Origin of the sequence: Streptomyces uncialis, from assembly GCF_036250755.1 — a bacterium.
GTDB lineage: Bacteria > Actinomycetota > Actinomycetes > Streptomycetales > Streptomycetaceae > Streptomyces > Streptomyces uncialis.
This window is the reverse complement of sequence record NZ_CP109583.1, coordinates 464,154-476,855: the sequence shown is the minus strand read 5'-3', so window position 1 is coordinate 476,855 and position 12,702 is coordinate 464,154. Positions and strand designations below refer to the sequence as shown.

Sequence of the window (12,702 nt, the reverse complement as noted above, 5' to 3'; positions counted from 1 at the left end):
CCGACTGCCGCAGAGGGAGAAGCCGAACACGATGCCCACGGACACGGACACGGACCAGGTGGTCGCCGCCCTGCGTGCCTCGCTGCTGGACAACCAGCGCCTGCGCCAGGAGAACCGACGGCTCCGCGACGACTCCGCCGAGCCCGTCGCGATCGTGGCCATGAGCTGCCGCTACCCCGGTGGCGTACAAACCCCGGAGGATCTGTGGGAGCTGCTGGTCAAGGAGCGTGACGCGGTCGCGCCGTTTCCCACCGACCGCGGCTGGGACGTCGAGGGACGGTTCGACGCCGACCCCGACGCCCCCGGGACCTTCTATGTCCGCGAGGGCGGCTTCCTCCACGACGCCACCGGGTTCGACCCGGGCTTCTTCGGCATCTCGCCCCGTGAGGCGCTGGCCATGGACCCGCAGCAGCGGCTGCTGCTGGAGGCGTCCTGGGAGGCGGTGGAGCGCGCGGGCATCGATCCGCTGACGCTGCGCGGCAGCCGCACCGGGGTCTGGACCGGAGTGATCTACAGCGAATACGCGTCCAGGCTCGACCGGGTGCCCGACGAGCTGGAGGGCTTCCTCGGCACGGGCACCATCCCCAGCGTGGCCTCGGGCCGGATCGCCTACACCCTGGGCCTGGAGGGTCCGGCGGTGACCCTGGACACCGCCTGCTCGTCCTCGCTGGTCGCCATCCACCTCGCCTGTCAGGGACTGCGCTCCGGCGACGCCACCCTCGCCCTGGCCGGCGGGGTGACCGTGATGTCCACCCCCGGCCTCTATGTCGGATTCAGCCGCCAGCGCGGCCTGGCACCCGACGGGCGCAGCAAGTCCTTCTCGTCCACGGCGGACGGGGCGGGGTTCGGTGAGGGACTCGGTCTGCTTCTGCTGGAGCGGCTCTCGGACGCGTTGCGCGCGGGGCATCCCGTCCTGGCCGTCATCCGTGGTTCGGCCGTCAACCAGGACGGCGCCAGCAACGGACTGACCGCCCCGAACGGCCCGGCCCAGCAGCGCGTCATCAGCGGCGCGCTCGACCGAGCCGGACTCGCCCCGGGCGAGGTGGACATGGTGGAGGCGCACGGCACCGGCACCACGCTCGGAGACCCGATCGAGGCGCAGGCGCTGCTGGCCACCTACGGCCAGGGCCGCCCCGCCGACCGGCCGTTGCGGCTGGGGTCGCTGAAGTCCAACCTGTCCCACACCCAGGCCGCCGCCGGGGTCGGCGGCGTGATCAAGACCGTACTGGCGATGCGTCACGGGCTGCTGCCGCGCACCCTGCACATTGACCGCCCCTCGACCCAGGTCGACTGGACCGAGGGGGCCGTCTCCCTGCTCACCGCGGCCACCCCCTGGCCGCAGACCGGCCGACCGCGCCGGGCGGGCGTCTCCTCCTTCGGTGTCAGCGGCACCAACGCCCACGTGATCGTGGAGTCGGCACCCCCCGTCACCTCGACCGGACCGGCCGGATCGGTTCCGCGTCCGGGGGTGGTGGTGTGGCCGTTGTCGGGGCGGGACGGTGCGGCGTTGCGCGGGCAGGCGGCGGCGTTGCACGCGCGGGTACTGGCGGAGCCCGGGCTGGATGTGCTGGATGTCGGCTACTCGTTGGCGGTGGGGCGTTCGCGTTTCGCGGAGCGGGCGGTCGTGGCCGGGTCGGACCGCGACGAGTTGCTGACCGGCCTCGCGGCCCTCTCACGGGACGTGGACTCCCCGCGGGTGGTGCGGGGCGGTGGGGTGACACCGGGTCGTTCGGTGTTGGTGTTCCCGGGGCAGGGTTCGCAGTGGGTGGGGATGGCCGTGGAGCTGCTGGAGGGGTCGGCGGTGTTCGCGGCTCGGATGGCGGAGTGCGAGCGGGCGCTGGCGCCCTATGTCGACTGGACGCTGGGAGAAGCACTGGGCTCGGCCGAGGCGTTGGCCCGGGTGGATGTGGTGCAGCCGGTGTTGTGGGCGGTGATGGTGTCACTGGCCGAGGTGTGGCGTTCGTTCGGTGTGGTGCCGGATGCGGTGGTGGGTCACAGTCAGGGGGAGATTGCTGCTGCGTGTGTGGCGGGTGGTTTGAGTCTGGACGACGGGGCGCGGGTGGTGGCGTTGCGCAGCCGTGCGGTGGGTGCGCTGGCGGGCCGCGGCGGCATGGCGTCGGTGCCGCTGCCGGTGGACGTGGTGCGGGAGCGGATCGCTTCCTGGGACGGCCGGTTGTCGGTGGCGGCGGTCAATGGTCCGTCGTCGACGGTGGTGTCGGGGGACGCGGACGCGGTCACGACGCTGGTCGACCAGCTCGTCGAGCAGGAGGTGCGGGCGCGTCGTATCGAGGTGGACTACGCCTCGCACTCCGCGCATGTGGAGGAGATCCGCGAACAGCTCCTCGCCGATCTGGCGGGGATCACTCCCCTCTCCGGTCCGGTGCCGTTCTACTCCAGCGTCACCGGCGCCCTGTTGGACACCAAGGCCCTGGACGCCGAGTACTGGTATCGCAACCTCCGTCGGACCGTTGAGTTCGAGCGGGCCACCCGCTCCCTGCTCGCCGCCGGACACCGTGTCTTCATCGAGACCGGTCCCCACCCCGTCCTGACCTACGGGGTCGAGGACACGGCCGCCGACGCGGGCGCCCCGGAGGCGCTGGTGCTCAGCACCCTGCGGCGCGGGGAGGGCGGACTCCACCAGATGCAGCTCGCCCTCGCCGCGGCCCAGGTCCGCGGTCTGCCGGTCGACTGGGCGGCGCTGTTCACGGGGACCGGTGCCCAGCGCGTGGACCTGCCCACCTATGCCTTCCAGCGACGCCGCTACTGGCTCGACGCCCTTCCGGCCGATCGCGACCCGGTGTCCACCGGTCAATCGGCGGCGGACCATCCGCTGCTCGGCGCGGCGGTCGAACTGCCGGACGACGCGGGCACCCTCTTCACCGGACGGCTGTCCCTGGCCACCCACCCGTGGCTCGCCGACCACACCGTGGCCGGCGCGGTCATCCTGCCGGGCGCGGCCTTCGTGGAGCTGGCCGCGCACGTGGGCCGCCGCCTCGGCTGCGCTCTGGTGGAGGAGCTGACCCTGGCCGCCCCGCTGCTGCTGCCCGGTGATGCCACCGATGACCGCGCCGTACAGTTGCGGGTCCTGGTGGGTGCCGAGGACGATTCGGGACGGCGTCCGGTGGAGTTCCACTCCCGCCCCGAGGACGCCACCGGGCCCGACCGGGTCTGGACCCGGCACGCGACCGGGACGGTCGGCGTGCGGAGCCCCTCGGACGGTGCGGCACGGCCGGACGGTACGTGGCCCCCGCCCGGTGCGGTCCCCCTGGACGTCGACGAACTGTACGAGCTGCTCGAAGCCGGTGGCATCGACTACGGACCGGCGTTCCGGGGTCTGCGCGCCGCCTGGCGCGCGGGGGACGAGATCCACGCCGAGGTCGCACGGCCCGCCGGCCTTCCCGGTGCCGGACGGGGCGGCTTCGGGGTGCACCCGGTCCTGCTGGACGCGGCCCTCCAGGCGACCGGTCTGCGTGAGGGCTCCCGTACTCCGGGGGCCGCCGACGGTGTCCCCCTGCCGTTCTCCTGGCAGCGGGTCCAGATCGAGCCGTCCGACGCGCCGGTGCTGCGCGTCCGGCTGCGTTCCGACGGACCCGACGCGGTCACCGTGCGGATCACCGACCCGTCGGACCGTGCCGTGGTGACGGTCGGTTCGCTCGCCCTGCGTGCGGCGCGCGCCGACGCGCTGCGGGCGTCGTCGGGCTCCGTGTTCCGTGTCGGCTGGACCCCGGTCACCGCGCCGACCGGCCCACGCCCGGTCACCCGCTGGGGCCTGCTCGGCCCGCGGGACGATCGGCTGCTGCCGGCCGGCTTCCCCGTCGTGCCGCCGTCGGCGGCGCCCGACGCGGTACTGCTGATCTGCCCCCCGTCCGCCCCGGCGGGGAACCCTCCGACCGGGAACGTCCCGACCGGCACCGCTCCAGCCGGGGACACCCGCGCCGGGCAGGCTCCCACCATGGCCGACGGGACCGTGGCCGTCGGGACCGTGGCTGCGGCGACCAGCGACGTTGCGACCGGGGACGCCCTGCCCGGGGATGCCCCGCCCGGGGATGCCCCGCCCGGGGACGCCTCGGCCCGGGACGAGGGAATCCCGGCGGTGCACGCGGTCGCGGCCTCCGTCCTCGAACACCTCCAGCGTCATCTCGCCCACGACACCGCCGCAGCCGTACCGCTGGTGGTGCTCACCCGGGGCGCGCCCGGTCCGCCCACCGGGGAGCCGCGCCCCGTGGACCTCGGCGCGGCGGCCGTCTGGGGCCTGCTCCGGGCAGCCCAGCTCGAACACCCCGACCGGTTCGTGGTGCTGGACATCGACCGGCCGGACAGCGTCGGTGACGCGCTCACCGAACTTCTCGCCACCGGTGAACCGCAGGCAGCCTTGCGCGCCGACGTACTGCACGCGCCCCGACTGCTACGGCCGACCGCCCCCCGGGCCGTGGCAGCGCCCGGTGCGGGGCCCGGCACCGGGCCCACGACCCGGGCGACCGGACTGTTCGGACCGGCCGAGGGCACGGTGCTGCTGAGTGGCGGAGGCGTTCTCGCGGCCGTCCTGGCACGCCATCTGGTCACCGCGCACGGGGTACGCCGTCTCCGGGTACTGAGCCGCCGGGGCGCCGACGCTCCCGGGATGCCGGAGCTGACGGCCGAACTCGCCGCGGCGGGGGCCGAGCTGACCACCGTCGGCTGCGATGTGTCGGACCGTCAGGCACTGACCGCCGCTCTGGCGGCCATCCCCGCGCGCCATCCGCTGTGCGCAGTGGTCCACACCGCCGGAGTGCTCGACGACGGCCTGCTGGAGGGGCTGACACGGGAGCGGATGACGGCGGTGCTGCGGCCCAAGCTCGACGCCGCCCGGCACCTCGACCGGCTGACGCGCGGCACGGATCTCTCGGCGTTCGTCGTCTTCTCCTCCGCGGCGGGCGTGCTGGGCAGTCCGGGACAGGCGTCCTACTCCGCCGCCAATGCCGCGCTGGACGCGCTGACCGCCGAACGCCGACGGCTCGGGCTGCCCGGGCTGTCCCTGGCCTGGGGGCTCTGGGAGCGGCACAGCGGGATGACCTCGAAACTCGACGGCGCCGAACGGCGACGTATCGACCGACGCGGCGCGCGCGGCCTCTCCGACGCGGAGGCCATGGCGTTGCTGGACACCGCTCTCGCCGCGGACGCCGCCGAGACGGGTGACGGGACCCCCGCCGTCCTGGCACACCTCGACCTCCCCGCGCACCGCGACGGTCCGGTCCACCCGATGCTGCGCTCGCTGGTACGGCGGGGCCGCCCGGCGGGAGCGGCGGCGACGGCCGCCCTGTCGCTGCGGAACCGGCTCGACGCCGCCGACGCCCAGGAGCGTGAGCTGATCCTGCGTGAACTCGTCCTCACCCAGGCCGCCGAAGTCCTCGGCCACACCGAGTCCGGGGCGCTGTCCGGGACGGTGCCGTTCCTCTCCGTCGGTTTCGACTCGCTGACCGCGGTCGAGCTGCGCAACCGTCTGGCCGCCGCCACCGGTCTGCGGCTGAGGCCCTCCGTGGTCTTCGACAGCGGGACGCCGGCGGGGCTCGCCGCGCGCCTCGCCACCGCGGCGCGCGCCGAACCCGAACCTGCACCCCGAACCGGTATCGCGCCGCCGGCCGTGACAGACACCCCGCCGGACGCCGCGTCCGACACCGAGTCCGACAACGACCCGGTGAGCGTACTGTTCCGACGGGCCTGCGCGCTCGGCCGGACCGACGAGGGCATCGCCCTGCTCAAGCACGCCTCCGCCCTGCGCCCGGCGTTCCGCGACGGCGACGAACTCGCGGCGGCCGGCACCGGTCCGCGACTGCTGCGTCTGAACGAGCGCGACGGTGCCCCGGTGATCGTCTGTTTCGGTTCCGTCGTCGCCCTCGGCGGCGCCCACCAGTACGCCCGCTTCGCCGCCCGCTTCCGGGACCGCTACGCCGTCACCGCCCTGGACGCCCCCGGCTTCACCCCTGAGGAGGAACTGCCCGCCGATATGGCCGCCCTGGTGGGATTCCAGGCGGCGACGCTGCTCCGCGAACTGTCCGGACGGACCCTGGTGCTGGCCGGCTCCTCCTCGGGCGGCACGCTCGCCCATGGGGTGGCCGCCGAACTGGAACGCCGCGGTGAGGGGCCCGCGGCCGTGGTGCTGCTGGACACCTATCTCTCCGACAACACGGGCATCACCCAGTTCAACGATGTGCTGCTGGGCGGGATGTTCGCCCGCGAGGACCGGGCGGCCCCGATGGACGGGACCAGACTGACCGCGATGGGCGGCTACTTCCGTCTGCTCGACGACTGGAAACCGCCGACGGTCCATGCCCCGGTGCTCCTGGTACGCGCGTCCGTCCCCCTCGGCAGTCCGTCCGCCGGGGCCGGTGACTGGCGCTCGTCCTGGGCCTCCGCCGACGCCGTCGTCGACGTTCCCGGAGACCACTTCTCGATCATGGAACAGCATGTCGCGACCACCGGGGACGCCGTCGGCACCTGGCTCGGCGCCGTCCTCCGCACCTCCGATGACCTGTGAAGCCGAAGGAGAGTCCGTTGACCACCGCTCCGCATGACGAATCGCCACCGCGGCACGCCCTCACCGTGCTGGGAGCCGGCGTGATGGGCGTCGGCATCACCGTCCTCGCCCTCGGGCACGGTCTGCCGGTGCACCTGGTCGACGTGGACCGGGAGCTGCTCGACCAGGCCGGGGACCGGATCGACGGCGAGCTCCGGCTGGCCGAGCTGATGGGCGCGCTGCCCCCCGGTATCTCCCCGGGCGAACTGGTCACCGGCACCTCGCTGAAGGCCGCGGCCGGGGCCACCGCCGTCATCGAGGCGGTCACCGAGAACGCGGCGACCAAGGCCGCGGTCCTGTCCGAGGTCTCCGCACTGGTCCGCCCGGGAACCCCGCTGATCACCAATACCTCCTCGATCCCCGTGGACGAGCTGGCCGGGGCGCTGGAGCGGCCGGAGGAACTGGTCGGCACCCACTTCATGAACCCGCCCTATCTGATCGGGACCGCCGAGGTGGTCCGCGGGCCCAGGACCGGGGAGCCCGCGATGGCGGCGGTGACGTCGCTGCTCGCGGCCCTGCGGCGGCGGGCGGTGGTGGTCAGGGACGCACCGGGCTTCGTGACCAGCCGGATACTGCACCCGATGATCAACGACGCGGCCCGTGTCGTGGAGGAGGGCACGGCGACCGCCGAGGCCGTCGACGCCCTGATGCAGGGCTGTCTGGGACATCCCACGGGCCCGCTGCGCACCGCGGATCTGATCGGCATCGACAACCTCGTCGACTCCCTCCGGGTGCTGCACGAACGCACCGGCGACGACGGCTGCCGCCCCAGCGAGCTGCTTGTGCGACTGGTCCGTGAGGGCCGGCTCGGCCGCAAGTCCGGGCGCGGCTTCTACGACTACACCTGACGAACCCGACGAGGAGACAGCCATGACCACGGGCAGCACCCCGAACGCCGACGACCTGGAGAAGGAGCTTCTGGGGTTCCTGGAGGGACACACCGGAACCCCCTGGGAAGCCGACACCGACCTGTTCGCGGCCGGGGGCCTCTCGTCCCTGTTCGCCATGCAACTGGTGGTGCATCTGGAGAAGACCTACACCATCGCCGTCCGCGGCGCGGACCTCCGGCTGGACAACTTCCGCACCGTGCGGCGGATGGCCGGACTGGTCGACCGGCTCCGCCGGCCCGCCCCCGGGAGCCACCATGGGTGAGGACCTGGCCGGTGCCCTCACCGCGGTCACCCTGCGGGTCGGCGACCTGGCGGGGGAGTGGGACCGGACCGGCCTGCTCCCGCTGGATCTGCTCCATGAGCTGGGCGCCGAGGGCCGGCTGTGCGCCGAGGTCCCGGAGGAGTACGGCGGCTGGGGGCTCAGCAGCATGCACAGCGGCACCTACACCGCCCATGTGGGCGGCCTGTGCGGTTCGCTGCGCAGTGTGATGACCTCCCAGGGCATGGCGGCGTGGACCGTGCGGCGCCTGGGCACCGCGGAGCAGTCGGCCGGGTACCTCCCCCGGCTCACCGGGGGCGAACTGGCGGCGGTCGGCTTCAGCGAGCCCGGCGCCGGCAGCGACCTCGCGGCGATGACTACCACCGTCCGCCGCGACGGCGACTCGATCGTCGTGGACGGACACAAGAAGTGGGTGACCGCCGCCCACTACGCCGACCTGCTGGTGATCGTCGGCCGCTACGAGGACGGTGCGGCGGCCGTGGTGGTGCCCGCCGACGCGCCGGGCGTCCGGGTGGAACGGATCACCGACCCGCTCGGCTGCCGGGCGGCCGGACACGCGGACGTGCGTCTCGAAGGGGTCCGGCTGCCGGCCGACAGCGTCCTCGGCGGCTACGCCCTGCCGCTGTCCCTGCTGGTGACGACCGCGCTCGCCTACGGGCGGATATCGGTCGCCTGGGGGTGCGTGGGCATACTGCGGGCCTGTCTGGCGGCGGCCACCGCCCACGCCGCCGGGCGTGAACAGTTCGGCGAACCGCTGGCCGGGCACCAACTCGTCGCCGGACACCTCGCCGACATCTTCACGGCCGAGCAGGTGGCCAGCCGGGTGTGCGAGCACGCCAGCCGCCGCTGGGACGAGGGGGCGCCGGACCAGGTGGTGGCGACCGTGCTGGCCAAGCACGTCAGCGCGACCCAGGCGGCCCGGGGCGCGGCAACGGCCGTCCAGGTGCTGGCCTCGGCAGGGGCGCGGGACGGACATCCGGTGGCCAGGGCGTACCGGGACGCCAAACTGATGGAGATCATCGAGGGCAGCAACGAGCTGTGCCGTCTGATGCTGGCTCAGCACGCCCTCTCCCGTCCGGAGGCACCGTGAACGGGCCCCCGGCCGACGAGCCGACGGAGGACGACATGGCGCCCGTGACGGTCAAGTGCCTGGTCTGGGACCTGGACGACACGCTCTGGCAGGGCACCCTGCTGGAGGACGGTGAGGTAGGGCTGCCGGACGAGGTGCGCAAGGCGGTGATCGAGCTCGACTCCCGCGGCATCCTGCATTCCATCGCGAGCCGCAACGACCACGAGCACGCCTGGGCCCGGCTGGAGGCCCTCGGCCTCGCCGAGTACTTCGTACTCCCGGAGATCGGGTGGGGCGCCAAGTCCGAGGCGGTGCGGCGGATCGCGGACCGGCTCGGTTTCGCGCTCACGACCATCGCGTTCGTCGACGACCGGCCCGCCGAGCGCGCCGAGGTGGCCTTCCATCTGCCCGAGGTGCGGTGCTACCCGGCCGAACAGGTCCTCGCGCTGCCGGAGCTGCCGGAGTTCACGCCCGCGACCAGCACCGTCGACTCCCGGCGGCGTCGGCAGATGTACCAGGCGGGCTTCCGCCGCGAGGCCGAGCGCGCTGCGGCGCCGGGACCCGACGAGGAGTTCCTGCGCACCCTGGACCTGCGGATGCGCATCGGCCGGGCCACCGGCGACGAGCTCTCCCGGGTCGAGGAACTGACCCTGCGCACCAGCCAGATGAACGCCACCGGGGTGCACTACCCGGACGCGGTGCTGCGCGACCTGATCACCGACCACGGGCACGAGGTACTGGTGGTCACCCTGACCGACCGGTTCGGACCGCACGGCGCGGTCGGCGTACTGCTGCTGGAGCGGCACCCGGGGCTCTGGCACCTCAAGTTGCTCGCGACCTCCTGCCGGGTCGTGGCCTACGGCGCCGGCGCGACCCTGCTGAACTGGCTGGCCGACTCCGCGGCCCGGGCCGGGGTCCATCTGGTGGCCGACTTCCGGGCCACCGAGCGCAACCGGATGATGGAGATCGCCTACCGCTTCGCGGGCTTCGAGGAGGACCCGTGCCCGTGCGCCACGGGCCTGGAACCGGCGTCGGCGCTCGTGGGACTCCAGCGGCTGCATCTGGCCCCCGGACCGCGCGCGGTGTCCACCACCATGAGCCTGGAGGCACCCGACCTCGGCGCACCCGACCCGGGGGCGCCGGAACAGGGGACGGGAACACTCTGACTGCCCCGACGCTCCCCCCTCGGTCCTCAGCGCTTGCGGGCGAGCGTGATCCCGTCGGCCATCGTCAGCAGCGACAGCTCCACCCGCGGGTCCTGGTGCAGCACCCGGTTCAGTGCCCTGACCCCGGCGGTGTCCGGGTCCACGGCGGCCGGATCGGCGACCCTGCCGAAGAAGAGGGTGTTGTCGACCACGATCAGACCGCCCCCGCGCACCAGCGCCAGCGAAGTCTCGTAGTAGCGCACGTAGTTGGTCTTGTCGGCGTCGATGAACACCAGGTCGAAGCTCTCCGGCCCGCGCTCCGCCAGCAGGGTGTCCAGGATCGCGGCCGCGTCACCGATCCGCAGATCGATCCGTGGGCCGACCCCGGCGCGCTCCCAGAAGTCGGCGCCGACGGCCGGCCACCGGTCGTCGATGTCGCAGGACACCAGCATTCCGTCCGCCGGGAGCGCGCGGGCCATGCACAGGGTGCTGTAACCGGTGTAGGTGCCGATTTCCAGCACCGCCCGGGCACCCGTCAACCCGACCAGCAAGGAGAGGAGTTGCCCCTCCTCCGCCATCACCTGCATGGCGGTCCCGCCGGGCAGGTCCGCGGTGGTCTCCCGCAGTTCCCTGAGCAGTTCGTCGTCGCGGAGGGAGACTTCCCGGACATAGGCGAGCAGGTCGGGGGTGGCTGCCGTCTGGTGTGCCATGGCGCGGGGTTCCTCTCGAAGGGGCCGGTCGGCGGGATGTTCCGTGGTCGGGGCGCCGGGAGGGTCACCCGGCGCGCATGAACGGGCGACCGCGCTGCCGCAGGGCGACCGCCTGTGCTTGTTCGGCGGCGTAGGCCCTCAGCAGTGCGTCCAGCCAGTAGCGGCCCGCCCTCGGCGCACCCAGCAGATTGGCCTCGACCAGGGTGTCGAGGGCCTCCTCGGCCCTGGCCTCGGAGCAGCCGACCAGCACCGCGACCCTGCTGCCGGAGAAGGAGGACGCCTCCGCGGCCCCCAGCGCGGTGAACACCTCGGCGGGATCGACACCGTCCGGGGCCGTCCGCCGCAGCCCGGCATGGTCCGCGTCGAGGCAGGGGCGGACCCCGAGATCGCCCGCGCACAGCTCGTCCAGCAGACGCGGGGCCTCCGTGAGCCGCCGGGCGAAGTCCCCGATGCTCCAGTGCGGGCGCTCCAGCAGTCTGGTCCCCGCGATCCGGATCGCCAGCGGAAGGCCCGCGCAGATCGTCAGCACCGTCCGGACGGCGCGCGGTTCGGCGCCGACCCTGGCCGGTCCGACGATGCTCCCCAGCAGCTCCAGGGACCCGGCCTCGTCCAGCGGAGGAAGGAGCAGGGTGCGCGCGCCCTCCAGATCGGCCAGCCGCCGCCGACTGGTGACCAGCAGCCTGCTCCCTCCGCTGCCGGGTATCAGCGGCCGTATCTGTGTGCTGCTGTGCGCGTTGTCGAGCACGACCAGCACCCGGCGGCCCGAGGTGAGCGAACGGTACAGACTCTCCCGTTCGGACTCCTCCCGCGGGATCTCGCCCCGGGGCACACCGAGGTCGGCCAGAAACCGCGGCAGCACCGTGCGCGCGGTCAGCGGCCGCGGCCCGGCGCCGAGGTCGGCGTAGAGCTGACCGTGCACCGAGCACTCGCGCACGGCGTGGGCCGCGTGCAGGGCCAGCGCGCTCTTGCCGACGCCGCCACGACCGGTGACCACCGCGGTCGCCACCGTGCCCGCGGGCAGCGCGCCGGTGGTGAGGAAATGCTCCAGCCGCGCCAGCGGACCCGAGTGTGCCGACAACTTCGGTGCGACCGAGGGAAGTTGAGCCGGACTCGGCCGACCAGGACCATTCCAGGGCGCGGCCGGCGCGACCGCCTTCTTGGCGGGCGGCTCCACCGGGCCCGGCGTACGGGGCCGGTCATGGGCCGAGAGGATAGCCCGCTGGACCTCACGCAGATCGGCGCCCGGCTCGGCGCCCAGCTGCTCCACGAGCAGGACCCGGGTGCGCCGGTACAGATCCAGTGCCTCCGACTGCCTTCCCGAGCGGAACAGCGCCAGCATCAGCTTGCCCACCAGGGCCTCACGTAACGGGTACTTCCGCACCAGCCGTACGAGCTCGGGCACCACCTCGGCGTGCCGCAACAGCGCGAGCTCCGCGTCGAAACGCAGTTCCATGGTCTGCAACCGCAGCTCCTGGAGGTAACGGCCCTCCACATCACGCAGCGTCCGCGAGGGAATGTCCGCCAACGGCTCCTCACGCCACAGGGCGAGGGCCTCGGCCAGCTCGGCGGAGGAACCCTCCAGATCCCCGCGCCCGGCCAGCTCCGCCGCGCGTCGGCGATGCGCCGTGAACTGCCCCAGATCGCTCTCGTGCTCCCCGAGTTCGAGGAGGTACCCGGGCGCCCGGGTGAGGATTCTGGCGGAGGCGTGCTCACCCAGCGAATGCCGCAGCCGCATCACATAGGTGCGGACGGTCGCGGCGGCGCTCGGCGGCGGTGCGCCGTCCCACACGTACTCGGCGATCCGGTCGACCGAGATCACCCGGTTGGCGTTGAGGAGGAGCGCCGCCAGGACCACGCGCTGTCTTGGCGCCGACACGTGGACCTCACGCGCGTGCAACCGGACGGAAAGCGGGCCCAGCAGCAGGAAGTTCAAGGAAATCCCTCTTCGTCGCACGACGGGATGGCCAGAGATGCCCCCAGCGTCTTGGGCGATCATGCCCCGGTCAACAAGATCCCCGTATATCTAGATGTATCCCTAGAACATATGTCTTGCGA

Annotated in this window: 7 protein-coding genes; 5 read left to right on the top strand and 2 right to left on the bottom strand. The window is 73.3% G+C overall.

Annotation, left to right across the window (positions count from 1 at the left end):
- Nucleotides 1–31: 31 nt before the first annotated feature.
- From OG711_RS01830 to OG711_RS01810, 5 genes are read left to right on the top strand one after another with little or no spacing between them, the layout of a single operon-like run.
- Entirely contained in the window at nucleotides 32–6,514 is a 6,483-nt protein-coding gene (locus OG711_RS01830) for a type I polyketide synthase (protein WP_329558143.1), read from the top strand.
- 17 nt (nucleotides 6,515–6,531) lie between these two features.
- Complete coding sequence (locus OG711_RS01825; RefSeq protein WP_329558142.1) at nucleotides 6,532–7,401, top strand: 3-hydroxyacyl-CoA dehydrogenase family protein; 870 nt, start codon at nucleotides 6,532–6,534, stop codon at nucleotides 7,399–7,401.
- Between the two features lie 22 nt (nucleotides 7,402–7,423).
- Entirely contained in the window at nucleotides 7,424–7,705 is a 282-nt protein-coding gene (locus OG711_RS01820) for an acyl carrier protein (protein WP_266504497.1), read from the top strand.
- Nucleotides 7,698–8,813, top strand: a complete 1,116-nt coding sequence (locus OG711_RS01815; RefSeq protein WP_329558141.1) for an acyl-CoA dehydrogenase family protein — start codon at nucleotides 7,698–7,700, stop codon at nucleotides 8,811–8,813. Before OG711_RS01820 ends, OG711_RS01815 begins: the two co-directional genes overlap by 8 nt.
- A gap of 35 nt (nucleotides 8,814–8,848) precedes the next feature.
- On the top strand, nucleotides 8,849–9,958 hold the full coding sequence (locus tag OG711_RS01810; protein ID WP_329563562.1) for an HAD-IIIC family phosphatase: 1,110 nt from the start codon (nucleotides 8,849–8,851) through the stop codon (nucleotides 9,956–9,958).
- Between the two features lie 26 nt (nucleotides 9,959–9,984).
- On the opposite strand, the gene OG711_RS01805 is transcribed toward OG711_RS01810, so the two are convergent.
- Nucleotides 9,985–10,647 (bottom strand): class I SAM-dependent methyltransferase, encoded by a 663-nt coding sequence (locus tag OG711_RS01805; protein WP_329558140.1) that lies wholly within the window; start codon nucleotides 10,645–10,647, stop codon nucleotides 9,985–9,987.
- A gap of 64 nt (nucleotides 10,648–10,711) precedes the next feature.
- Nucleotides 10,712–12,580 (bottom strand): AfsR/SARP family transcriptional regulator, encoded by a 1,869-nt coding sequence (locus OG711_RS01800; RefSeq protein ID WP_329558139.1) that lies wholly within the window; start codon nucleotides 12,578–12,580, stop codon nucleotides 10,712–10,714.
- Nucleotides 12,581–12,702: the final 122 nt, after the last annotated feature.